Source organism: Nonomuraea sp. WAC 01424 (genome assembly GCF_003947315.1).
Lineage (GTDB): Bacteria > Actinomycetota > Actinomycetes > Streptosporangiales > Streptosporangiaceae > Nonomuraea > Nonomuraea spiralis.
Genome location: NZ_QHHZ01000010.1, coordinates 95,951 through 117,661, shown reverse-complemented (window position 1 = coordinate 117,661; position 21,711 = coordinate 95,951). Strand labels below are relative to the sequence as shown.

General features: G+C 74.2%; 22 protein-coding genes. 11 read left to right on the top strand and 11 right to left on the bottom strand.

Features of this window, described 5'->3' with window-relative positions; all coding sequences use genetic code 11:
- Positions 1 to 129: 129 nt before the first annotated feature.
- On the bottom strand, positions 130 to 963 hold the full coding sequence (locus tag DMB42_RS27100) for an SAM-dependent methyltransferase (protein WP_125637858.1): 834 nt from the start codon (positions 961 to 963) through the stop codon (positions 130 to 132).
- A gap of 207 nt (positions 964 to 1,170) precedes the next feature.
- On the opposite strand from DMB42_RS27100, the gene DMB42_RS27095 reads away from it, so the two are divergent.
- The 3 genes from DMB42_RS27095 (at position 1,171) to DMB42_RS27085 (ending at position 3,831) form a co-directional block, all read left to right on the top strand.
- Positions 1,171 to 2,385 carry a CoA transferase gene (locus DMB42_RS27095; RefSeq protein WP_260477970.1) on the top strand — a complete coding sequence of 405 codons (1,215 nt, stop codon included), beginning with the start codon at positions 1,171 to 1,173 and terminating at the stop codon, positions 2,383 to 2,385.
- 76 nt (positions 2,386 to 2,461) lie between these two features.
- Positions 2,462 to 2,962: a SigE family RNA polymerase sigma factor gene (locus DMB42_RS27090; RefSeq protein ID WP_125637857.1), complete on the top strand. Its 501-nt coding sequence runs from the start codon at positions 2,462 to 2,464 to the stop codon at positions 2,960 to 2,962.
- On the top strand, positions 2,959 to 3,831 hold the full coding sequence (locus DMB42_RS27085) for a PASTA domain-containing protein (RefSeq protein ID WP_125637856.1): 873 nt from the start codon (positions 2,959 to 2,961) through the stop codon (positions 3,829 to 3,831). The genes DMB42_RS27090 and DMB42_RS27085 overlap by 4 nt, the downstream gene beginning before the upstream one ends.
- Before the next feature lie 54 nt (positions 3,832 to 3,885).
- Here the strand turns inward: DMB42_RS27085 and DMB42_RS27080 are convergent, their stop codons facing one another.
- The 6 genes from DMB42_RS27080 to DMB42_RS27055 all read right to left on the bottom strand — a co-directional run bounded on the left by DMB42_RS27080 (position 3,886) and on the right by DMB42_RS27055 (position 9,816).
- On the bottom strand, positions 3,886 to 4,887 hold the full coding sequence (locus tag DMB42_RS27080; RefSeq protein ID WP_185844878.1) for a hemolysin family protein: 1,002 nt from the start codon (positions 4,885 to 4,887) through the stop codon (positions 3,886 to 3,888).
- A complete protein-coding gene (locus DMB42_RS27075) occupies positions 4,884 to 6,194 on the bottom strand; it encodes a hemolysin family protein (protein WP_125637854.1) in 1,311 nt (436 codons plus the stop codon). The genes DMB42_RS27080 and DMB42_RS27075 overlap by 4 nt, the downstream gene beginning before the upstream one ends.
- A gap of 170 nt (positions 6,195 to 6,364) precedes the next feature.
- Entirely contained in the window at positions 6,365 to 6,769 is a 405-nt protein-coding gene (locus DMB42_RS27070) for a pyridoxamine 5'-phosphate oxidase family protein (protein ID WP_260477969.1), read from the bottom strand.
- A 91-nt stretch (positions 6,770 to 6,860) separates the two neighbouring features.
- A complete protein-coding gene (locus DMB42_RS27065) occupies positions 6,861 to 7,553 on the bottom strand; it encodes a sigma factor-like helix-turn-helix DNA-binding protein (protein WP_125637852.1) in 693 nt (230 codons plus the stop codon).
- Entirely contained in the window at positions 7,523 to 8,641 is a 1,119-nt protein-coding gene (locus DMB42_RS27060; protein WP_125637851.1) for a hypothetical protein, read from the bottom strand. Before DMB42_RS27060 ends, DMB42_RS27065 begins: the two co-directional genes overlap by 31 nt.
- Positions 8,638 to 9,816 carry a sensor histidine kinase gene (locus DMB42_RS27055; protein WP_125637850.1) on the bottom strand — a complete coding sequence of 393 codons (1,179 nt, stop codon included), beginning with the start codon at positions 9,814 to 9,816 and terminating at the stop codon, positions 8,638 to 8,640. Before DMB42_RS27055 ends, DMB42_RS27060 begins: the two co-directional genes overlap by 4 nt.
- Before the next feature lie 294 nt (positions 9,817 to 10,110).
- Between DMB42_RS27055 and DMB42_RS27050 the strand changes: the two genes are divergently transcribed.
- Positions 10,111 to 10,875 (top strand): SpoIIE family protein phosphatase, encoded by a 765-nt coding sequence (locus DMB42_RS27050; protein ID WP_125637849.1) that lies wholly within the window; start codon positions 10,111 to 10,113, stop codon positions 10,873 to 10,875.
- Positions 10,876 to 10,974: 99 nt separating this feature from the next.
- Here the strand turns inward: DMB42_RS27050 and DMB42_RS27045 are convergent, their stop codons facing one another.
- On the bottom strand, positions 10,975 to 11,508 hold the full coding sequence (locus tag DMB42_RS27045) for a hypothetical protein (protein WP_125637848.1): 534 nt from the start codon (positions 11,506 to 11,508) through the stop codon (positions 10,975 to 10,977).
- A 45-nt stretch (positions 11,509 to 11,553) separates the two neighbouring features.
- On the opposite strand from DMB42_RS27045, the gene DMB42_RS27040 reads away from it, so the two are divergent.
- The 3 genes from DMB42_RS27040 (at position 11,554) to DMB42_RS27030 (ending at position 15,245) form a co-directional block, all read left to right on the top strand.
- Positions 11,554 to 13,170, top strand: a complete 1,617-nt coding sequence (locus DMB42_RS27040) for a CdaR family transcriptional regulator (RefSeq protein ID WP_260477968.1) — start codon at positions 11,554 to 11,556, stop codon at positions 13,168 to 13,170.
- A gap of 151 nt (positions 13,171 to 13,321) precedes the next feature.
- The gene (locus DMB42_RS27035) at positions 13,322 to 14,692 is read left to right on the top strand and encodes a diaminopimelate decarboxylase (RefSeq protein ID WP_260477967.1); all 1,371 of its coding nucleotides are present in this window, start codon (positions 13,322 to 13,324) and stop codon (positions 14,690 to 14,692) included.
- A 211-nt stretch (positions 14,693 to 14,903) separates the two neighbouring features.
- Positions 14,904 to 15,245 carry a WGxxGxxG family protein gene (locus DMB42_RS27030; protein ID WP_125637845.1) on the top strand — a complete coding sequence of 114 codons (342 nt, stop codon included), beginning with the start codon at positions 14,904 to 14,906 and terminating at the stop codon, positions 15,243 to 15,245.
- A 66-nt stretch (positions 15,246 to 15,311) separates the two neighbouring features.
- On the opposite strand, the gene DMB42_RS27025 is transcribed toward DMB42_RS27030, so the two are convergent.
- Positions 15,312 to 15,920, bottom strand: a complete 609-nt coding sequence (locus DMB42_RS27025) for a TetR/AcrR family transcriptional regulator C-terminal domain-containing protein (RefSeq protein WP_125637844.1) — start codon at positions 15,918 to 15,920, stop codon at positions 15,312 to 15,314.
- A 22-nt stretch (positions 15,921 to 15,942) separates the two neighbouring features.
- Positions 15,943 to 16,710 (bottom strand): putative protein N(5)-glutamine methyltransferase, encoded by a 768-nt coding sequence (locus tag DMB42_RS27020; protein WP_396983673.1) that lies wholly within the window; start codon positions 16,708 to 16,710, stop codon positions 15,943 to 15,945.
- Positions 16,711 to 17,113: 403 nt separating this feature from the next.
- On the opposite strand from DMB42_RS27020, the gene DMB42_RS27015 reads away from it, so the two are divergent.
- Complete coding sequence (locus DMB42_RS27015; protein ID WP_125637842.1) at positions 17,114 to 19,252, top strand: prolyl oligopeptidase family serine peptidase; 2,139 nt, start codon at positions 17,114 to 17,116, stop codon at positions 19,250 to 19,252.
- Positions 19,200 to 19,688, top strand: coding sequence for a hypothetical protein (locus DMB42_RS27010; protein ID WP_185844877.1), 489 nt, complete (start codon positions 19,200 to 19,202; stop codon positions 19,686 to 19,688). Before DMB42_RS27015 ends, DMB42_RS27010 begins: the two co-directional genes overlap by 53 nt.
- Here DMB42_RS27010 and DMB42_RS27005 read toward each other — a convergent pair.
- A complete protein-coding gene (locus DMB42_RS27005) occupies positions 19,584 to 20,588 on the bottom strand; it encodes a helix-turn-helix transcriptional regulator (RefSeq protein WP_125637841.1) in 1,005 nt (334 codons plus the stop codon). The genes DMB42_RS27010 and DMB42_RS27005 overlap by 105 nt on opposite strands.
- A gap of 155 nt (positions 20,589 to 20,743) precedes the next feature.
- On the opposite strand from DMB42_RS27005, the gene DMB42_RS27000 reads away from it, so the two are divergent.
- Complete coding sequence (locus DMB42_RS27000) at positions 20,744 to 21,184, top strand: hypothetical protein (protein ID WP_125637840.1); 441 nt, start codon at positions 20,744 to 20,746, stop codon at positions 21,182 to 21,184.
- 11 nt (positions 21,185 to 21,195) lie between these two features.
- The gene (locus DMB42_RS26995; RefSeq protein WP_125637839.1) at positions 21,196 to 21,630 is read left to right on the top strand and encodes a hypothetical protein; all 435 of its coding nucleotides are present in this window, start codon (positions 21,196 to 21,198) and stop codon (positions 21,628 to 21,630) included.
- Positions 21,631 to 21,711: the final 81 nt, after the last annotated feature.

Below are 21,711 nucleotides of genomic sequence, written 5' to 3'. Positions count from 1 at the left end.
GTCACCCAGCTGTCTCCCGTGACCCGCGTCCGCGTTCGCGGCGGGGCCGGGGGCGGGTGCCGACAGGCGTGGAAGGCCCGGCGAGAGGATGCCCGCGGGCCGGCGACGGGCCGGCCCGCGGGGGGCATGCTAGGGGATGTGAGCCACGGCGCCGTAGTTGCCCGACGAGCTGGGGGCCTCCGCGCAGGCGGGGTCGCCGCCTTCGGGACGCCACTCGGGCACCCACACCAGGCCGGGTTCCATCAGGTCGAGGCCGTCCAGCAGGTCCGCGACCTCGTCGCGGGTGCGCACGGTGAGGCCGGGCAGCGTCATGGCCAGCAGGCTGCGGATGGCGGGGGCCAGCTCCGGCGGCACCCCGTCGAACGTGATGTGCAACAGGCCGAGGAAGCTGCCTTCCGGCGCGGCGTGGCGCAGGCGTTTGATGGCGGTACGGGCGCACTCGTCATCCAGGCTGTGGGCCGACAGCAGCAGCACCGCCATGGGCCGGTCCCAGTCGAGGAACGTCTGGACCACCGGATCGCCGAGCATCTCGTCGATCTCCCGCACATCGCCGTCCACCACGCGCACCAGGTCGCAGAACGGCTCAATGGTGGCCTGGGCGAGCGTCAACGCCATCGGGTCGCTCTCCACGTACACCACTCGCACGTCGGAGCCCGGGGAGGCCAGCCGGGCCACCTCGTGCAGGCGGCTGCCGCCCGACGAGCCGTTCGGCACCCCGCTTCCCACGATCATGAATTGGTCCACGCCTTCGACAGCGGCCAAATGACGTACCACCCGGGACAGATATTCAAGGACTGCGCGGGCCGCGGTGGTGGCGACGGGAGTTACTTGATCGAAATGGCGAACCAGGTCCCGGTCGGCGAGGAAGTTGTTCTTCCCACCCGCGGCGGCGTCCAGAATCCGGGTGATCCTGGCGTGCGCCGTGCCGAGCCTGGCCAAGTTCCGGACAGCACGCTGGCGCATGAGCGTTGCCCCTTTCCCCTCGCCGCCACCCTCTTGCGGTAGGCGATCTTTGGACTTCACTCGTGACTCAGACCATATGTTCCAACAATTCCAGTTAATGACAATGGGGCAGACCGGTTATTTCGGGAAATGTTTGTTACCAGAACTTCCGTGCGAGATCTTCGGCCGCGTCCGCACATAAGATCAATGAGGTAATTGGAGGTGCTTGTGACGGACGTGACGGATGAGGAGATCGCGCCGCTGGCCGGAATGCGGGTGATCGAGCTGTCCAGCTTCGTCGCCGCGCCCCTCGGCGGGATGACGCTGGCCCAGCTCGGAGCGGATGTCGTACGTGTGGATCCGCTCGGCGGCGGGCCCGACGCGCGGCGCTGGCCGCTCGCGCCGTCCGGTCGCAGCCTCTACTGGGCGGGACTGAACAAGGGCAAGCGCTCGGTCACCGTCGATCTGCGTTCGGCCCGGGGGCGGGAACTGGTCGCCGCCATGGCCACCGCCGCCGGCACCGTGCTCACCAACGCGCCGCCCCGGGCCGGGCTGTCGTACGAGGAGCTGGCCGAGCGCCGCCCCGACCTGGTGTACGCCCGCCTCCTCGGCCACCGCGACGGCCGGCCCGCCGTCGACTACACGGTCAACGCCGGGCTGGGCCTGCCGTACGTCACCGGGCCCGCCGGCCACGACGGCCCGGTCAACCACGTGCTCCCCGCCTGGGACGTGGCGTGCGGCCTCTACCTGGCCGTCGGCCTGCTCGCGGCCGAGCGCCGCCGGGCCGCGACCGGACGGGGACGCCGCATCGACCTGGCCCTGCACGACGTGGCCCTGGCCACCGCGGGCAACCTGGGATTCCTGGCCGAGGCCCAGCTCCACGCCGCCGGCCGCCCGCGCATCGGCAACGACCTGTACGGCGACTTCGGCCGCGACTTCGGCACGGCCGACGGGCGGCGGCTCATGGTCCTGGTCCTCACCGAACGGCACTGGCGCGACCTGGTCGCCGCGACCGGGCTGACCCGGGTGGTGTCGGCGCTGGAGCAGGCCCTGCCCGCCGACTTCCGCTCCGAGTCCGACCGGTACGCCCACCGCGAGGCGCTGGCCGGGCTGCTCGCGCCGTGGTTCGCCGCCCGTACGGCCGCCCAGGCCGAGGAGGGCCTGCAGGGCACGTCGGTGTTGTGGTCGCGGTACCGGACGTTCGAGGACCTGGCCGCCGGCGGGGCCGCGGCGCTGCGGGGCGAGCCGCTGATGGCCCCGCTCGACCAGCCGGGCGTCGGCCCCCACCTGGCGCCGGGCGGCCCGCTGCTCCTGGACGGCCGCCAGGTCCCGCCGTCGCCCGCCCCCGAGCTGGGCGAGCACACCGACGAGGTGCTGGCCGACCTGCTGTCCCTGTCGCCGCCGGAGCTGGCGTTCCTGCACGCGGACGGCGTCGTCGCCTGACCACGAGCCCCTCAAGAAGGCACTCAACCTCCGGGCGGGCTCGCGCGTTGGGGAGGGCGAAAGGGGACCTTCACTGATGACAGATGACGACGAGGCTGCCTTCGACGACTTCCTCGCCACCAGAAGCACCTCGTTGCTGCGTACCGCGATCCTGGTGTGCGGGGCGACGCGGCACGACGCCGAGGACCTGGTCCAGCACGCGCTGGAGAAGGTCTACCGGAACTGGCCTCGGATCAGGCACGACAACCCCGAGGCGTACGCGAGGAAGGTCGTCGTGAACGCGGCGATCAGCAGGGCGAGGCGGCGCAGGGTCGTCCAGGAGATCATGTTCGCCCGGCCGCCCGAGACCGCCGCCGACTCTCCCGACCTCGACCTGCGCGACACGCTCATCGGCGAGCTGTGCAGGCTGCCGCCCAGGATGCGCGCCGTGCTCGTCCTGCGCTACTGGGAGGACCAGTCCGAGCAGGCCACCGCGACCCTGCTCGGCTGCTCGGCCGGGACGGTCAAGAGCCAGGCCGCGCGCGGGCTCGCCAGGATCCGCCAGAACATGGATGTCGCAAGGGAAGTGACGAGATGACGATCGAGGACGACCTCGCCGACGCCATGGCGGCGCACGTCGCCGATGTTCAGGCCGGGCCCGGACTGGGCGGCGCCGTACGCCGGGGGCACCGCGCCCGCGTGACCAGGCTCCGCGTGGCGGGGGCGGCGATCGTCACGGCGACGGTGGCCGTGACCGTGCCGGTGATGCTGAATCCCGGCGGACCCGCGGACGCCGGCCAGAACCAGGTCGTGATGCGCAACGACGTGACCGTGCCCGACGTGACGGGCCGGCGCGCCACCGAGGCGGCGAAGGCGCTCCACGACGCCGGGCTGAAGGCCGCGCTCGCCGGGATGAGCAGCGCCAACGGCCTGGTGGGCACGCAGGAACCGGCCGCCGGCAAGGTCGTCGCGTGGGGCAGTACGGTCACGCTCCACGTCCAGTTGCCGCCCGCGCCGACGCCGCAGGCCCTGGGGGACCTCGGCGACGGGCGGGAGTTCGGCGGCATCCGGCTCACCTACCTGCCCGACGGGCTCGAATGGGGCAAATGGTCGAAGGACGATGTGGTCGGTCCCGGCAAGAGCTACACCACCAGCTTCCGGAAGTCGGGCCTCCAGCAGGCCGACTACGCCGTCCAGGTGATCGTGGCCCACGGCGCGTCCGCGGCCGCGCTGTACGACTTCCAGCCGGAACGGGAGGTCGAGACGGTGGACCTCGGCGGCAGGCCGGCGCGGCTGTCCAGGGACGGCGACTCGGGGGCCGCCGGCGGCCCGGTCACGCCCACGGTCACCTGGAAGCTCCGCAAGGACCTGGCCGTCAAGCTGCTCATCGGCCCCGAGTACGCCAAGGAGATCGACGCCATGAGTGAGCTGAGGAAGATCGCGAAAGGCGTCCGCCCGGTCCGGTGACGCGCGGCGGCCGGCGCCGACCGGCCGCCCCCGGTCGGCGTCGGCGTCGGCGCGTCAGCCGGTCAGGATGCCGCCGAGCACGTCGTCCAGGGTTACCACGCCGAGCACGCGTCCGGACTCGTCGGCGACGGCGGCGAGCTGGGCGCGGCGGGCGCGCATGACGGCCAGCACCTGGGCCAGGGTGGCGGTGGCGGGGACCTGCGGCAGGGCGCGCACGGGCAGCGGCTCGCGGGCGCCGTGCCCGTTCAGCGCGTCCAGGACGTGCAGGTAGCCGCGCAGCTCGGCGGGGTCGGCGCCGTGCACGGGGAAACGGGAGTGGCCGTGGCGGCCCGCGTAGTGTTGCAGGCCGGCGCTGTCGATGGTCTCGGGCACGCTGACGACCTCGCTCATCGGCACCATCACCGAGCCGGCCGGGCGGGCGTGCAGGGCGAGGGTGGCGATCATGCGGTCGCGTTCGTCCTGGCGGAGCAGGCGGTGGCGGCGCGACTCCTCGATGAGCACGGGCAGCTCGCCGGAGGTGTAGACCGTACGGACCTCCTCGGCGGAGGGGACGCGCAGCAGCCGCAGCACCACCCCGGCCATGGCCTTGACCAGCGCGAGCAGCGGGCGGGTCGCCCTGGCCAGCACGAACAGCGGCGGCACCAGCCACAGCGCGGCCACGTCCGGCGCGGACAGCGCCAGGTTCTTCGGCACCATCTCCCCGATGATCACGTGTGCGGCGACCACCAGCAGCAGGGCCAGCGCGAAGGCGACCGGATGGGTCAGCCGCTCGGGCAGCCCCACGGCGGCCAGCAGCGGCCCTACGGCCTCGGCCACCACCGGCTCGCCGACGGCCCCGAGCACGAGCGAGGCCAGCGTCACGCCGAGCTGCGCCGCCGCCAGCATGGTGGGGACGGCGTTCATGGCGGCGAGCACGGCCTGCGCCCGGCGCGAGCCCTCGCGCGCCCGCGGCTCGATCAGGGTGCGGCGGGCGGAGATGAGCGCGAACTCCGCGCCCACGAAGAAGCCGTTGACGGCCAGCAGTGACACGATGACCAGCCCGTCGGCGAGGGTCACGGCCGCTCCCCCGCCCGGCGCGGCGCGGTCAGCGTGATCTGCTCGACGCGGCGGCCCCGCATGGCCTCCACCCGCAGCGTCCACTCCCGCACCGCCACCTCGTCCCCCGGGCCGGGGATGCGGCCGAGCGCGGCCATCACCAGCCCGGCCAGCGTCTCGTACGGGCCTTCGGGCATGCGGAAGCCGGTTCGTTCCTCGACCTCGTCGGCGCGCAGCAGCGCGGGCAGGCCGACCGAGGCGCCCGGCGGGAGCAACACGGGCGAGGGCTCGTCGGAGTGCTCCTCGGGCAGGTCGTACTCGTCGGCGATGTCGCCGATCAGCTCCTCCACCAGGTCCTCGACGGTGACGACGCCGGCGAAGCCGCCGTACTCGTCGATCACGACGGCCATCTCGGCGCGGGCCGAGCCGAGGCGCTCCCGTACGATCTCCAGCCGCAGTGTCTCGGGCACCTGGAGGGCGGGCCTGGCGATCGCGGCCACCGGCGTGCCGTCGCGTTCGGCCAGGGGCACCGCGCACGCGCCCGGGACGCTCGCGATGCCGAGGATGTCGTCGCGTTCCTCGCCGCAGACCGGGATGCGCAGGTGGCGGCGGCTCCTGGCCAGCTTGAGGAACTCGGTGACGCTGGTGGTGCCCGGCACGGTCACGCAGTCGGTACGGGGTGTCATGGCCTCGGCCGCGGTCTTGTCGCCGAAGCGCAGAGCCCGCTGGAGCATGGCGGCGGTGCTGGGCTGGAGCACGCCCGCCTCGGCGGACAGGCGTACCAGGAGGCCCAGTTCCTCGGGCGAACGGGCGGAGGCCAGCTCCTCCTGCGGCTCGGCGCCGACCCAGCGGACGATCGCGTCGGCCACCGCGTTGCACAGCCGGATCAGCGGCCCGAACGCCGCCGAGAAGGCCCGCTGCGGCGGCGTCGCCAGCCGGGCCACGGCGAGCGGCCTGGACAGGGCGGCGTTCTTCGGCACCAGCTCGCCCAGCACCATCTGCGCCACCGTGGACAGGGCGATCGCGACCACCACCGGCACGACCTCGACGCCGCCGAGCAGCGGGTCGAGCAGGTCGGCGATGGCGGGTTCGGCGACGACACCGAGCAGCAGAGAGGTGACGGTGATGCCGAGCTGGGCGCCCGACAGGTGGAACGACAACCGTTGCACCGCGGCCTCGATGCCCTGGGCGCCCCGGTCGCCGTCCTCGGCGAGCTGGCGGACCTGGCCGCGTTCGACGGTGACGAGGGAGAACTCGGCCGCGACGAAGACGCCGTTGGCCAGGATCAGGGCGAGGGCAGCGAGCAGGTAGACGGCGTCGAGGAGCACGTCAGCCGCGGCCCTGGGATAACACGGCGGGGGGTCGCGGACGGTCGGCCGCGGGATGTCGGCCGGGCTCAGACTTCACGGGCGAAAGCTAACATCCCTACTTCGCCGCGCGGAAGACCACGACGACCCGCCCGCGCGGGGCCCCGACCGGCACGACCGGCCGTTGGTGATCACACGTTGCCCAGCACGCGGGTCACCTGGATCTCCACCACCACCCGGGACGGGTTGGGCCGGGGCGGCTTGTAGCGGGCGGCGTAGCGGCGCTCGGCGTCGGCGACCAGCTCGGGGTCGGTGCGCACCACGGCCCGCCCCTCCAGGGTGGACCAGCGGCGGCCGTCGACCTGGCACAACGACACCGGAGCGCCGTCCTCGCCGATCAGCCGCGCCTTGTGCGAGGTCCCGGAGGTGATCACGCGGGCGGTCGCGGTCTCCAGGTCGAGGGTCGCGCCGACGGGCACCGCGTGCGGCGGGCCGCCGGGTCGCGCGGTGGCGAGCGTGCACAGGTGCCGCTCCTGCCAGAACGCGGCGAACGCCGCGCCCAGCTCGGCCAGGTCCACGGTCCTCCTCAGGTCCACGGTCCTCCTCAGGTCTCGGGCGAGCGCCATCGTACGCCCGCGCCGCCGCCGCCGGTGACCGGCGCTCCCACCGGGGACCGGCGCGCGGGACTCAGGAGGCCGGGCCCTGGCGGGCGTGCGAGGTGTAAATCCCGACCTCGTCGGGCCGGATCAGGCCGTCCTGGATGGCGCAGATGAGCAGTTTCTCCTTCGTCGGCGCGGGCCGCCCGGCCGCCGCGTACTTGACCCTTGCCCGGTCGATGTACTGGCGTACGGTGCGTTCCTTGATGCCCATGCGGGCCGCGACCGACGCCTTCGACATCGACTGGAACCAGAACAGCAGCGCCGCCCGCTCCTTGTCGGACAGCTGGGGGCGGTGCGGGCCCTCGTCGGTGGCGATGGCCTGGGCCATGGGCAGCGTCACCGACGGCCGGTCGGCGGCCACCTCCATGATCGTCTCCAGGCAGGACTCCCGCGTGGCCCGGCCCTTGCCGATGAACGCCGACGCGCCCGCGTCCAGCACCGCCCGGACGATCTCGGGCTCCTCGTGCTCGGAGAAGACGATCACCCGCTGGCCGTCCGCGCACAGCCCGCCCACCCGGTCGGCGACCATCGTGCCGTTGAGGTTGAGGTCGAGCAGCAGCACGTCGGCGGCCACGCCACGGACGGACTCGATCGTGGGCCCCTGTGCGACCAGCTCCACGCCGCTGCCCGGCCCGAACCACGAGCGCACGCCGTCCACCACCACCTGGTGGTCCTCCACCAGCGCGACCGTCACGGGCGCTGCCAGATGCTGTTGACCCATACCTCCCCTCCCTGGCGCTGGTAGGTGACCACGACCCCGCTGGGCTCGCGCACCGGGACGGGACTGACCGGCAGGTCGTCGTTGTCGGCGACGACGGCCACGCTCACCATGGCCGACATCGCCGACACGGTGACCCTGGCCCGCGAGCGGGCGCCGTCCAGCGCCAGGACGGGCGCCCTGAGCAGATCCTCCCGTACGCCCTCGGGCAGCGCGGGCAGGTTCTCCCCGAACGGCGGCGCGGTCACCAGCACCTGGCGGCGTTCGGCCGCGTCGATGCGCTCGCGCAGGGCCGACACCAGCGCGTCGGGCACGTCCTCGCGTTCGGTGATCAGGCGGCGCAGCCGCATGGCCCCGGCCGTGCAGTCCTCGCGCACCCGGGGGTCGCCGGGGTCGGCGCCGTCGGCCAGCTGCTGGAGCAGCGACTCGGCCACGTCCCGGATGGCGGCGTACCTGCGGATGCGGTCGGCGTGGATGCTCCTGGCCGACTCGCGCCAGGCGTCGTCGGCGGTGAGCGTGCGGGCCAGCAGCACGGCGTCCTCGGCGCGGGCGCGCAGCAGGGCGCAGCCGGCCGTGTAGCCGAGCTGCATGGTGATCCCGCCGACGATGACCACCAGGTACTTGGCGACCGAGACGCGGTCGAGCGTCCCCGCCACGGTCATCGCGGCCAGCATGACGACGGCGTTGACGGCCAGGAACGCGGCCAGCTCCGTCCGCCAGCGCGGCCGGTTCCAGGCCAGCATGACGCCCAGCCAGCCGACCGACCCCCACCCCCAGTCGCTGATGCCGAGCAGGTCCTGCGGGCGGCTGGCCACGATCACCGCGACGTCGGCGGCCAGCGCCGCGACGGCGAGCCAGAGGATCCGGCCTGGACCGCGCGAGGTGCGCGAGAGCGACAGGCCGGCGACCACGCCGACGGCCGTGTAGAGGATCCAGGCCGCGGCGGCGAGCAGCGGCCAGCGGAAGGAGCTCCAGCCGGTGACGGTGACGGTGAGGTCGTAGCCGGTGTGCCAGAAGCCGGCGATGACGGCCGCGCCGAGCGCGGTGTAGCGGGCGTAGCGCTGGGCGACCTGCTCGATGTCGTCGGTCACGGCCGCCACCACAGGCTCACCCGGGTGCCGGTGTCGCCGGAGGAGATCCGGGCACCGCCGCCACGCAGCGCGTTCATCGTGTCGAGGATCGAGCCGCGTACGCCGAACCGGTCGGGCGGCAGGCGGTCCTGGTCGAACCCATGCCCGGCGTCGGCGACCTCCACCCGGATCTCGCCGTCGTGCCTGCTGGAGACGAGGACGGCCTCGGCCACCCCGGCGTGCAGCGCGACGTTGGCCAGGGCCTCGGTGACGGCGCGGGCGAAGTGCTCGGCGACGTCGCCGGGGACGGTCTGCGGGGTCAGGCGGCGGCGGACGTCCAGGCCGGGCACGCGGCCGGCGACCTCGTCGAGCAGGGCGTCCAGGGCGATGGGCGCGGCGCCGGGGCGCGGCCGGTCGCGCAGTTTCTCCAGCGCCGCGAGGTCGGTGCGCACCTGGGAGCGCAGGGTGGCCGAGTGCTCGTCGTAGGTGCCGAGGCCGACCATGGTCAGGGTGTGCAGGGCGGTCTCGTGGATGCTGGCGACCTGGCGTAACTCGTCCTCGCGGCGCAGCCGTTCGACCATGAGGGCGATCTCGGCCCGCGCGCTCTCCCGCAGGAACGCGTCGGCGGAGGCGGCCGAGCGGCGCAGCAGCGTCATCAGCATCACGATCGCGAGCAGCTGGACGGCGTGGATCCCCAGTGTGCCGGCCACGTCCTGGGACGGCGCCGCGAGCCGCACCCCGGCCAGGTACGCCCCGGCCACGGCCAGTCCGGCGGGCACCGCCACCCGGGGCCGCCAGGTGACCCCGGCGACGATGATCGTCATGGTGACCAGCCCCGCGATCCAGCTCGATCCGGCGTCGAGCGCCTCGACGGCCACGAGGTGGCGCTGGGCCAGGCAGGCCGCCACGGTGGTCGCCGTGTCACCGGCCACCAGCCAGTTCGGCAGCGGCTCCTCGCGCCGCAGCCGGCGCAGGTACAGCCCGGTCCACACCAGACCGGCCGCCAGTACGGGCGCCAGCCACGCGAGCGAGACCGGCGGGACCGCGCCGAGCGCCGCCGCGACCACCGACACCAGGCCGACCGCGCCGCGCGCGCTGGCGGCGGTACGCGCGACGGCCTTCTCCAGCTGCCAGGTCGCGGAGTCGTATCTCGTGTCGGATCTCTTGTCGAGTCCGGTGGAGCCGGGGTGAGCCATGCGCGGTCCGCCCGCGAAGAGAGCACAGGACGGATCTCACGATATCGGTTATGAACAGGCTTGTTCCTGATATGACGGTCGGCAGCACGGCGGTTTCCATGGCTCTTTCCTCGGACCGGCGGCTCTCCGGTGGCGCGTGCGCCGCCCTGCCCCACTGTGGGCCGACCGGGCCCGGCGCGGCATGACGGCTGATCGGCCGTCGTGCCGCCACGACGGCCGATCAGCCGTCAGTCGCATCCCACGCAAGAGGGATGTACTGGGCAGGTGTCGTCGCGCGCGACGGGAGGGACGATCATGACCTTTTTCTCGATCTCGATTCTCCTCGGCTGCCTCTCCGTGATGGCGGTCCGCGGCCGCCGCGGGGGCTGGCCGCCGGGCATGCCCGCGGCGCGGCCCCGCCTGGTGACCGCGGGCGGCACGTACGACGGCTCGCACGGCCACCCTTCCGACGCCTACGTCGTCCAGGAACGGCTGATCGCGCTGGCCGACGGCCAGGGCGGCACGGAGGTCGCGCACACGGCCGCCGCCCTGGCCCTGGGCGCCGTGGTCTCCGCCCGCCCGCAGCACGCGGCCCGCCGCGACGAGGACATGGACGAGTGCGCCCAGTCCGCCCATCGGGCCCTGCGGCGGGCGGCGCTGCGCGCGCCGTCCCGGCCGGGCCTGGTCACGACGCTGGACCTGCTGGTGCTCGACGCGGGTGAGACGCCGTGCCTGCGCTATGCCCACGTGGGCAACGGCGTGATCTGGCACTGCTCCAAGGGCGGCAAGCCGCGGCAGCTCACCACCTCGCACTCCTTCGACGACGGCCCGCTGCTGCGCGGGATCGGCCTGGCCTCCACGCTGAACCCCGAGATCGGCAGCGTGCCGCTGCGGCCGGGGGACCGCGTGGCCGTCGTCACCGACGGCGTGGTCAAGGCTCTGGGCATCCACCGCCTGACCGAGCTGCTGGCCGTCGGCCCGTCCGCCGCCGCCTGCCTGGACCGGCTGTACGACGAGATCTCCGCCGCCGCGCCCAAGGACGACTCCACGATCGTGGTCGCCGACTTCGTCACCGCCTGACCTCCGGCCCTCCCTGGAACGTGCCACCCGGTACGGCGGGGGCCGGGTGGCGCGGAGGGGATCAGGCCGGGCGCCGGTATCGGCCGTATGCGGGAGGCGTCAGGCCAGGCGCTGGTAGAGGCCGTACACGAACAGGGCGCGGCGGGGCGTGCCGTCGTGGGTGAAGTCGACCGCCCAGTGATGCGGGGCCGAGCCCTCGCCCTGGGCGCTGACCGGGAAGCCGGCGGCGACGTCGGCCACGACGCATCCCCACGGCGTCAGGTCCGCGAACGACACCGTCCGGCCGCCGCCCGGCCGCACGAACCACAGGTTCCACACCTCGCCGCCCGGACCGGTCAGCGCCTCGAACTCCAGCTCCGGCCAGGACGGCAGCCGCCAGCGCGCCACGTCGCAGGTCAGGCTGCCGAACGTGGTCGTGCCCGCGTACGGGGGCGGGCCGAGTGCCATCCGCAGCGCGGCCCGGCCCTTGGGCGCCGTCGCGGAGTGGGCCAGCCGGGTCCAGTGGGTGTGGGCGGCGCGCAGTTCGGCGCGGGTGGCGTCCAGGTCGGCCAGCGCCTGCTCGACGCGGAGCGGGTTGAGGTCGCGCATGCGGTGCATCAGGGCCAGCTCGAACTCTCGTACGCCGAATCGCATGGCCCCCAGCCTGCCAGGCGGCGCGACCTGCGTATGCTCGCCAGCATGACCAAACGGGGGCAAATCACCCTCCGCGAGCTGCTCGCCTTCGACGAGGGCGGCGACCTGCGGCTGCTGCTGGCGCCCTCGGGCCAGGACGTCCGCGTGACCGGGATGATCATCGGCGACGAAGGGCCCGCCCGCTCCTACGCGGGCCGGATCGTCCTGGCCGCCGGGCTGTTCCACTCCACCGGTGCCGCCACGGCCTCCATCCGCGAGGCGGCGCGGCGCGGCGCCGCGGCGGTCGTCGTGCGGGCGGGCGAGGACCTGGCCGCCGACGCGCTCGACGTGGCCGAGCAGGGCGGCATCGCGCTGCTGGCCCGCGCCGAGTGGGCCGACTGGGACGACGTCGCGACCATGCTGCGCTCGGCCGCCGCCTACGGCGAGGCCGGACGCGGCGACCGGATGGCCGAGGCCACGGCGGGCGGTGGGCTCGCCGCGCTGGCCTCGGTGGTCGCCGAGTTCACCGGCGGCTCGATCACCATCGAGGACACCCAGTTCCGCGTGCTGGCGCACTCGGCGACCGGGCCGGAGGCCGACGAGCTGCGCCGCTCCACCATCCTGGGCGGCCGGGTGCCGGACTGGCGGGTGGAGGAGCTGCGGCGCAGCGGCCTGCTGCGCACCCTGTGGTCCTCCGGCGAGGTGATCCACCGGCCCGCCGACGAGAGCACCCCCGAACGGCTGATCATCGCCATCCGGAGCGGGCGGGAGATGCTCGGCTCGATCTGGGCCGCCGCCGACGGCCGCAGCCTCACGCCCAACGCCGCGAGCGCGCTGAGCCGGGCCGCCGAGGTGGCGGTGCCGTACCTGGTGCAGCACCGGCTGCGAGAGAGCGGCGCGCGGCGGCGCGAGGAGCACGCGCTGCGCGGGCTGCTGGCCGGGGAGGGCGACCTGAGCACCCACGCCTGGACCCTCGGCCTGCCGCCCGACCTGCGCTGCGCGGTCGTGCTGGCCGAGACCGGCCCCGACGCGCCCGCGCCGGGCGAGGGCGCGGCGGCCCGCGGGTCGGCCGCCGAGCGGGTGCTGGAGGTGCTCGCGCTGCACGCCGCCTCCTACCGTCCCGGGGTGCTGGTGCTGCGGGAGACCGGGCGGGTCGCGGCGCTGGTGCCGGTACGCGGCGGCGACGAGCGGGACGTGCTCGGACTGGCCCGCGAGCTGGACGCGCTGGCCGCCGCCACGCCGGGCGCGGCTCCGGTGTGGGTGGGGGCGGGGGCGGTGGCCCCCTCGCCGGCGGCCGCGTCCGGCTCGCGGGAGGAGGCCGACCTCGTCGTACGGGTCCTGCGCGCCCGGGACGGCGGCCCCCGCCACGCCCTCGCGGCCGACCTCGGCCCGGCCCTCGACGTGCTGCGCGTGCTGGACGCCGTACGCCCGGTGTGGGAGCGGGGCAGCGGCCCGGTGTACGACCTGGTCCGCACCGACCTGGCGGCGGGCGGCGAGCTGGTCCGTTCGATCGCCGCCTACCTCGCCGGGGCCGTGGACGTCGGCCGCGCCGCCCGCCGCCTGGTCCTGCACCCGAACACCCTGCGCTACCGGCTGCGCCGCGCCCGCGAACGCTTCGGCGTCGACCTGGACGACCCCGACACCCGCCTTCTGCTCACCCTCGCCGTCCGCCTGGCCACCTGACCTGGGGCTCCAGAGTTTCCTTAGCCGGGTGGACAAAGCCGGAGGCGGGCTTTGGCCCATCGGATGAAGACTCGGCATGCGGTCATGCCCGAATCTCAGGTAGCCCCCCTCCGAAACTCTCTCTTTCCCGATGCATCCAGGAGCCTTGGACGTGATCCAGAGCAGTTCCACGCTCGCGCCCGCCCCTGCCCGCGGCACCACCGCCGAACGCGCCGCCCACGTGCTGCGCCACGCCGTACGCGGCGGCGCGCTCGGGCCGGGCGAGCCGGTCGCCGGTTTCATCGACACCGCCGGCGTGCGCGACTCGGTCAGGGCCCTGCATGAGGCGTTCGGGGACGTACCGGACGTGCTGCACACCTTCGCGGCCAAGGCCGCGTCCCTGATCCCCGTCCTGCGGCTGCTCGCCGCGTCGGGCATGGGGTGCGAGGTGGCCAGCCCCGGCGAGCTGCGCATCGCCCTGGACGCCGGGTTCGCGCCGGGCACGATCGTCTTCGACTCCCCCGCCAAGACCCGCGAGGAGCTGCGCCAGGCCCTGTCGCTGGGCGTCGCGGTGAACGCCGACAGCCTCGGCGAGCTGCGCCGCATCGACGAGCTGCGCGCGCCGGACTCCGCCTCCGTGCTGGGACTGCGGGTCAACCCGCAGGTCGGCACCGGCTCGATCGGCGCGATGAGCACCGCGACCGCGACCTCGAAGTTCGGCGTCGCGCTGCGCGACCCCGGTGCGCGCGAGGCCGTCGTCCGCGCCTTCGCCGAGCGGCCCTGGCTGACCCGCCTGCACGCGCACGTCGGCTCCCAGGGGTGCCCGCTGGAGCTGATCGCGGCGGGCATCGCGGAGACGTACGAGCTGGCCGAGGAGATCAACGCCAGGCTCGGCACCCGGCGGATCACCAGCATCGACATCGGCGGCGGCCTGCCGGTGAACTTCGACGGCGACGAGGTGGCCCCCACCTACGCCGACTACGTCGCGACGCTGCGCGCGGCCGTCCCCGGGCTGTTCGACGGCCGGTACGCGCTGGTCACCGAGTTCGGCCGGTCGCTGCTGGCCAAGAACGGCTTCATCGCCGCGCTGGTGGAGTACACCAAGGACGCGGGCGGGCGGCGGATCGCGATCACCCACGCGGGCGCGCAGGTCGCCACCCGTACGGTGCTCATGCCGGACGCCTGGCCGCTGCGGATCGGCGCGTACGGACCGGCGGGCGACCCCAAGGACGGCCCCCGCCTGGCCCAGGACGTCGCGGGCCCGTGCTGCTTCGCCGGCGACGTGGTCGCGCACGCCAGGGAGCTGCCGGAGCTGGCCGAGGGCGACATCGTCGTGCTGCACGACACCGGCGCCTACTACTTCTCCACCCCCTGGGCCTACAACAGCCTGCCGTACCCGGCCGTGCACGGCTTCACCGTCACGGCGGACGGCGAGGTGCGGCTGAGCGAGGTGCGCCCGGCGCAGACCCTCGACGAGATCGCCGCGGCCAGCGGCCTGGCCCAGGCCGACGCCCTGACCGCCCAGCTGGCCACCGCCCTCTGACCGCTCCCCCGGGGTCGGTGCGCCTTCACCCTGCCTGTCCGTAGCGCGGTGGTATGTCCAGGTATGGGGGGATTGTTTTGGCGGGCGAGGGTATGTCTACCAGCGAGTATGGAGTCTCGCTCCATTTCGGGGGAACCTTCCGGGCCCTTGCCCGGAAGGCGCGACAGGCGGCCTCTCCGCCTTGAGAGCCGCCGGATCCGGGGGAACTCACATGCGCAAGACGCTCACCGGCCTGGGGCTGGCATTCTGCTTGGTGCTGGCCCCGGCCGCCACCGCTGTCGCGGACACGCCCGTCGCCCAGAGTCAGGCGACGCCGAGCCCGCAACCGACCGAGACCAAACACGAAGGGGGCGGCGGCAACGGCGGTCTGTGGGGCCTGCTGGGGCTGCTCGGACTGCTGGGCCTGGCTGGCCTGCGCAAGGGCCGCAACCCGGTAGGGACGGCTGAGCACATGTCCACCACCACCCGCACCACCGGCACCACAGGCACCGGCACGACCGGGACCACGACGACGGGGACCACCGCCAACCCCACCCGTCCGCAGCGTCCGTAGACAGGACGCGGACGGTGCCCGGCACGCTCCGGCGCGCCGGGCACCACACTGCCCCCCACCTTTCCGTCAGGGCCGCCGGTCCGGCAGGGTGGCGCTCACCCCCGCGATGAGGGCCCGCAGCCCGAACGTGAACGCCTCGTCGCCCCCGGGCGTCCCGCCCTCGCGCACCCCCGCCACCAGCAGCGGGAACTCCGCCAGGTCCAGCCCGCTCTCCCGCTCGCCCCCGGCCTGCTCGCTGAGCACGAAACCGGTGGTGTAGTGGCTGACCGAGGCGATCGTGTGCAGCGCCTGGCCCGGCGTGAAGCCGAGCCCGGTGAGCACCCGCAACTCCTCCTCGAACGCGCGCGCGACACCCGCCCCGGGATCGCTCCCGGCGACCAGGCGGGCCCCGTCGCGGTGGCTCAGCAGGACGCGCCGGTAGCGGTGGGCCCGGCGGGCGAGCCAGTCCTGCCAGGGCTCGCCGTCCTCCGGGCCGCCCATGTCCGGGGCCAGCAGGGCGCGGGTCATCTCGTCCAGCAGCTCCCTCTTGTTGCGGAAGTGCCAGTAGAGCGCCGGGTTCTGCACGCCGAGCGCGGCGGCCAGGCGGCGTACGGACAGGCCGTCGAGCCCCACCTCGTCGAGCAGTTCGAGCGCGGCGCGTACGACGCCCTCGCGCGCCAGTCCCTTCCGTGTCATAGCCCGACCACCCTAAGCCCGCTCAGGCGGGAAGGGTGCCGATGACGGCGGTGGCGTCCAGTTCCTCCGACACGGTGGCCCGCGCGGACAGGCCCGCGGCGACAGCGGCCTCGACGGTGGCCGCCGCCTGCCGTTCGCTGGTCTCCACCAGCAGGTGGCCGCCCGGCGCGAGCCACCCGGACGCCCCGGCGATCACCCTGCGCACCACGTCGAGCCCGTCGTCGCCGCCGTCGAGCGCCACCAGCGGCTCGTGCAGGCGGGCCTCGGGAGGCAGCAGGCCGACCGACTCGGTGGGCACGTAGGGCGGGCTGGCGATCAGGATGCCGACGCGGCCGCGGAGCGAGGCGGGCAGGGCGTCGTACAGGTCGCCCTGGTGGACGTGGCCGCCGGGGAGGTTGCGCCGGGCGCAGCGCACGGCGGCAGGATCGAGGTCGGCGGCGTGCACCTCGGCCTCCCCGAGCGCCGCCGCGACCGCGGCGGCCATCGCGCCCGTGCCGCAGCACAGGTCGAGGACGACCGGCGGCCGGGCGGCCCTTCCGGCCAGCTCGACGGCCTGCCGGATGAGGAACTCGGTACGGGGCCTGGGCACGAACACCCCGGGCTCGACGACGACGCGCAGCCCGCAGAACCGCGCCCAGCCCAGGACGTGCTCAAGGGGCAGGCCGCCGGCCCGGCGTTCGACCATCCCGGCCAGCTCGGACGGGGTACGGGCGGTGGAGACGAGGAGTTCGGCCTCGTCCTCGGCGAAGACGCACCCGGCGGCGCGCAGCCGGGTGACGACGGCGGACATGGAGACCTGAGTGGAGAAGACCGACATGGGGAGCCTTTCGGAATGCCTGTGGGCGCTCCCCGCGGTCACCTGGCTTCGGTGGGCCGCACGGCTGCCGGAAGGGAGCCCCGGACTGACACAGCGGTAATGGGTCTCACCTCCCAGGAACGACTCGGTCAGAGACCGTCACAGTACCAGAGCACGTACGGCCCGCCGGGGGCGGCCACCGGCGGCGACGCGAAGGTGATCATGTAGTAAAATGTCGGAAGCTCGGCCGCAGACAGCGCCCGGCGAGCGAGGAGCGGCAGCGGGAGCCGCGCGAGACAGTCCCGCCGATCATCTGACACAGACGAAGCGCACACCGTTACGGTGTGCGCTTTTTGCTGTGCCCGGAAGCCGGACCAGTGAGAGGAAACAGGCACGCATGCCGCACCACGACGACGACAGGATCAGCCTGCCCAGGCAGTTCGCCCGCACCCGGCGGTTCACCCTGGGAGCCCCCTCGGCCTTCACCGTCTCCGGGGACGGCTCCTCGGTGTTGTTCCTGCGCAGCCGTGCCGGGGACGACCCGGTCTCCTGCCTGTGGGCGGTGGACGCCGGCACCGGCGAGGAGCGCCTGCTCGCCGACCCCGCCGCCCTGCTCACGGCCCCCGCCGACGGCGGCGTCCCCGGGATCGGCGCCTATGCCGCCGACGAGGCGGGGGCGCTGGCGGTGTTCGTGCTGGCGGGCGCGTTGTGGGCGGTGGACGTCGCCACCGGCCGCGTCCGCGGGCTGCCGGTGACCGGCACGCCCCGCGACCCGCGCCCCGACCCGTCGGGACGGCTGGTCGCCTACCTCTCCGGCGGCGCCCTGCGGGTGATCGGCGCCGACGGTACGGACGACCGCGCCGTGGCCGAGCCCGACGGGCCGGACGTACGGTTCGGCGCCGCCGAGTACGCCGCCTCCGGCTCGATGGGCCGTACCCGCGGCTACTGGTGGTCGCCGGACGGCACCCGCCTGCTGACCGCCCGCGTGGACGAGACCCGCGTCGCCCTCTGGCACATCGGCGACCCCGCCGAGCCCGCGCGCCCGCCCCGCGCAGTGCGCTACCCGGCGGCCGGCACGTCCAACGCCGACGTCACCCTGCGGATCGCCGACCTGCGCGGCCGGCACGTCGAGGTCGCCTGGGACCGGGCCGCCTTCGAGTACGTCACGGCGGCGGGCTGGGACGCCCACGGCCCGTACATGTCGGTGCAGAGCCGGGACCAGCGGACGGTCCGGGTGCTGGCCGCCGACCCCGGCTCCGGCAGGACGCGGCTGCTGGCCGAGCAGTACGACAGGTGCTGGGTGCAGCTCGTCCCCGGCACGCCCGCCCGTACGGGATCGGGCCGCCTGGTGGCGCACGCCGACCTGGACGGCACCCGGCGGCTCACCCTCGACGGCGTCCCGCTCACACCGCCCGGCCTGCACCTGGAGGAGGTCCTCGGCGTGGACGGCGAGGAGATCCTGTTCACCGCCTCCGACGACCCGGCGCAGACGCACCTGTGGCTCCACACCCCGTCGTCGGGCGCCCGCCGGATCAGCGTCACACCGGGCGTGCACGGCGGGACGCGCCGGGCGGGCACGCTCGTCCGCCTCAGCCGCACCGCCGAACACCCGGGAACGCGCGTGCACGTGGAACGCGGCGGGCGGCCCGGGGCCGAGATCGTGTCCCTGGCGCAGCGCCCGGTGTCGCCGTTGCGGCGGTTGTCGCTGGTCACCACCGCGCGCGAGCTGCGCAGCGACCTGCACCTGCCCTCCTGGCACCGCCCCGGCGACCCGGCCCTGCCCGTGCTGCTGGACCCGTACGCGGGGCCGGCCGCGCGCCGGGTCACCGCCGAGCAGGCGCCGATGATGTTCGTCTCGCAGTGGTTCGCCGAGCAGGGGTTCGCCGTCCTGGTCACCGACGGGGCCGGCACGCCCGGCCGCGGCCCCGACTGGGAGCGCGAGGTGCACGGCGACATGTTCGGCCCGGTGCTGGCCGACCAGGTGGCCGCCCTGCACGCGGTCGCGGCCCGCCGTCCGGAGCTGGACCTGGGCCGGGTCGCGATGCGCGGCTGGTCGTTCGGCGGCACGCTGGCCGTCATGGCGGTGCTGCGCCACCCCGGCGTCTTCCACGCCGCCGTCCCCGGCGCCGGGACCAGCGACCAGCGCCTGTACGACACCCATTGGCGGGAACGTTTCCTCGGCCACCCCGACCGCCACCCCGAACGCTACGACGCCTGCTCGACGCTGACCGGGGCGGCGACCCTGTCCAGGCCGCTGCTGCTCATCCACGGCCTGTCCGACGACAACGTGTTCCCGGCGGGCACGTTGCGCCTGTCGTCGGCGCTGCTGGCCGCAGGCCGCCCGCACGAGGTGCTGCCGCTGGCCGGCGCCGCCCACGCGCCGACCTCCGACGAGGACGTGTTCGAGGGCATGCTGCTCCACCAGCTCGACTTCCTGCGCAGGCACCTCGGGGATTGTCGTACCCGTCTGCGAGGCTCGCGGGATGGTGAATCTGGACGTGTTGAAACCGGCCGTACGAGCCGCGTGGGGCCCTGACACCTGCGACGTCGCCGCGCGGGAGGAGTGGCGGCCCGACAATCCGGCGAGAGGGCAGTGCGGCACGACCGCCCTGGTCGTCCATGACCTGCTCGGCGGCGACCTGATCCTGGCCGAGGTCCACGTCGACGGGGTCAAGGTGGGGCATCACTACTGGAACCGGCTGCCCGACGGCACCGAGATCGACCTCACTGACGACCAGTTCCGTCCGGGCGAGGTCGTCGCGGGCGGCGTCGTGCAACACCGGCCGCCGGACGCGCCCCGCCGGTGCCGTGAGGAGTACGAGCTGCTGCGCCACCGCGTCCTCAGCGCGTTGTCGTCACCCCGTCCCTCAGGGGCGGGGCCGGTGGGCGAGGAGGGTGGCGCCGAGGCGGCTGACCTGGTGGATGACCATGTTGGCGTGGCGGGTGCTGGTGATCAGGCCGGTCCGGCGTAGCACCTGGGCGTGGGCGCTGGCCGACGACAACGACGTCCCGGTACGCCGGGCGAGCTCGCTGGTGGTGCACCCGTCGGTGGCCGCGACGCAGCGCAGGACCCGGGCCCGGTTCGCCCCGAGCAGGTCGGACAGCACGTCGCCCGGCCCGGGTCCGGGTTCGGGGGCGCGGCGGGGGGCCGGGAAGATCAGGACGGGCGGCAGGCTGGCGTCGGCCAGGGCGACCGGCGTGAAGCGGCAGAAGTAGGAGGGGATCAGGGTCAGGCCGCGGCCGCGCAGGTGGATCTCGTACCGGCCGGGGGCGTAGTCGGTCTCCAGGACCGGAGGCCGCCAGCGGGTACGCGGCGTCAGGGCCGACAACATGGCCTCCACGCCCTGGTCGGTGAGCAGGCGGGTGAGCCTGGCGCGTTCGCGGCCGAGCGCGTGCTCCATCGTGGCGCGGTTGGGGTCGAAGGCGACCTGGCAGTAGCGGCCCGCCAGCCGGGCCAGTTGGCGCAGCGGACGCCGGAGGCCCCGGGCCAGCTCGTCGAGGGTGCCGGGCAGGGTGACGTGCCGGCGTAGCCGGTCGATCTCGTGGCGTACGCGGACGGCCGGGGTGAGGGCGAGCGCGTCCAGGCCGTTCGCCGGCCCGGCCTGGGCCTCGTACGGGGTCAGGAAGTCGGGGAAGTACGCCTTGATCGGCATCAGCGGCGCCAGCGTCTCGCGTACCGGCCGCAGCAGGCCCGATCCGGCCAGGTCTGAGCGGGCCCGCCGGCGCCAGCTCGCCATGTCGTCGCCCCCGCCGGGCCTCTGCAGCACGTGCAGGCTCATCGCCATCTCCCACAGCTCGTCCACGCGGGAGGCGATACGCACCCGGGCCAGGTCCTCGCCGGTAAAGACGATCTTCAAGGTTCCCCCGGTCATGCCCGCATTCTCCGGCGACCGGCTGGCAGCACGATCATCACCCGATTGCCGGCCCGCGACCTGGGTGTTCCGGCTCAGGCAGGAACAGGGTGACGTACACGACCGGCGCGGGGTGGACTTGGTCCCGAACCCACACCTCATGGAGAGGATCACGCATGACCCGTCGTGTCTTCATCCCGCTCGGCGCCGCCGTGCTGGCGCTGGGCTGTCTCGGCGCGCCGTCCGGGGCGACCACGCAGAGCGCGTCCTGCTGGGGCGGCCCCACGGTCACCATCCCGAACGGCAAGACCTACTCGACCAAGGTCTGCCCGACCTGGACGCAGACCCGCGTCAGGGAACTGCCGGCGCAGAACGGCGAGACGACCGGCTACCTGTTCCCGGCGAACAACTGGGTGGTCTGCCAGCGGTCGGGCGGCGAGAACGACCAGCTCGGCGGCGGCCGGAACAACATCTGGCTCTACACCGAGGGCGACACCACGCAGAACGAGTACAACGGCTGGGGCTGGATCCCCGCGACGTCCGTCTCCTACGGCGGCGACTACCAGGCCATCCCCGGCGTGCCGTGGTGCACCGGCACCAACCCCCGATTCCCGTGACAGGAGCGGTCATGAACCTTCGCCACGCGCTCGCCGCGGGCGCCGTCCTGGCCGCGTCGCTGGCGCTCGCCACGCCCGCGGAGGCGCGGCAGGCGTCCGCGTCCTGCTGGGGCGGTCCGACCGTGACGGACTACAAGGGCCGTACGTTCTCCACCAGCACCTGCCCGACCTGGATCCAGACCTCCGTGCTCGACCAGGCGTCCCTGCCCGGCGCCGAGACGACGGGGGTGCTGTTCCCGGGCGACAACTGGATGGTCTGCCAGCGCAAGAGCGGCGAGAACCCGCAGTACGGCGGCGGGCGGAACAACTACTGGCTCTACACCCAGGGTGACACCAGCAGGATCCACGGCGGCTGGGGGTGGATCCCGGCGACGTCCGTCTCCTACGGCGGCGACTACCAGGCCATCCCCGGCGTGCGTATCTGCCCGGCGGACTTCTACGGCTGACGCGCCCCTGCCCGTACGGGAGGGGCAGGGTCGCGACGCCGGCGCGGGACGAGGGGACCGTCCCGCGCCGGATCATCCGCA

Excerpts from the sequence above, each read along its gene's own strand:
- DMB42_RS26995 (WP_125637839.1), top strand. The coding sequence starts at position 21,196 with ATGAACCTTCGCCACGCGCTCGCCGCGGGCGCCGTCCTGGCCGCGTCG.
- DMB42_RS27090 (WP_125637857.1), top strand. The coding sequence starts at position 2,462 with ATGACAGATGACGACGAGGCTGCCTTCGACGACTTCCTCGCCACCAGA.
- DMB42_RS27015 (WP_125637842.1), top strand. The coding sequence starts at position 17,114 with ATGCCGCACCACGACGACGACAGGATCAGCCTGCCCAGGCAGTTCGCC.
- DMB42_RS27025 (WP_125637844.1), bottom strand. The coding sequence starts at position 15,920 with ATGACACGGAAGGGACTGGCGCGCGAGGGCGTCGTACGCGCCGCGCTC.
- DMB42_RS27050 (WP_125637849.1), top strand. The coding sequence starts at position 10,111 with ATGACCTTTTTCTCGATCTCGATTCTCCTCGGCTGCCTCTCCGTGATG.
- DMB42_RS27010 (WP_185844877.1), top strand. The coding sequence starts at position 19,200 with ATGGTGAATCTGGACGTGTTGAAACCGGCCGTACGAGCCGCGTGGGGC.
- DMB42_RS27045 (WP_125637848.1), bottom strand. The coding sequence starts at position 11,508 with ATGCGATTCGGCGTACGAGAGTTCGAGCTGGCCCTGATGCACCGCATG.
- DMB42_RS27000 (WP_125637840.1), top strand. The coding sequence starts at position 20,744 with ATGACCCGTCGTGTCTTCATCCCGCTCGGCGCCGCCGTGCTGGCGCTG.
- DMB42_RS27065 (WP_125637852.1), bottom strand. The coding sequence starts at position 7,553 with ATGGGTCAACAGCATCTGGCAGCGCCCGTGACGGTCGCGCTGGTGGAG.
- DMB42_RS27030 (WP_125637845.1), top strand. The coding sequence starts at position 14,904 with ATGCGCAAGACGCTCACCGGCCTGGGGCTGGCATTCTGCTTGGTGCTG.
- DMB42_RS27005 (WP_125637841.1), bottom strand. The coding sequence starts at position 20,588 with ATGACCGGGGGAACCTTGAAGATCGTCTTTACCGGCGAGGACCTGGCC.
- DMB42_RS27085 (WP_125637856.1), top strand. The coding sequence starts at position 2,959 with ATGACGATCGAGGACGACCTCGCCGACGCCATGGCGGCGCACGTCGCC.
- DMB42_RS27100 (WP_125637858.1), bottom strand. The coding sequence starts at position 963 with ATGCGCCAGCGTGCTGTCCGGAACTTGGCCAGGCTCGGCACGGCGCAC.
- DMB42_RS27040 (WP_260477968.1), top strand. The coding sequence starts at position 11,554 with ATGACCAAACGGGGGCAAATCACCCTCCGCGAGCTGCTCGCCTTCGAC.
- DMB42_RS27055 (WP_125637850.1), bottom strand. The coding sequence starts at position 9,816 with ATGGCTCACCCCGGCTCCACCGGACTCGACAAGAGATCCGACACGAGA.
- DMB42_RS27020 (WP_396983673.1), bottom strand. The coding sequence starts at position 16,710 with ATGTCCGCCGTCGTCACCCGGCTGCGCGCCGCCGGGTGCGTCTTCGCC.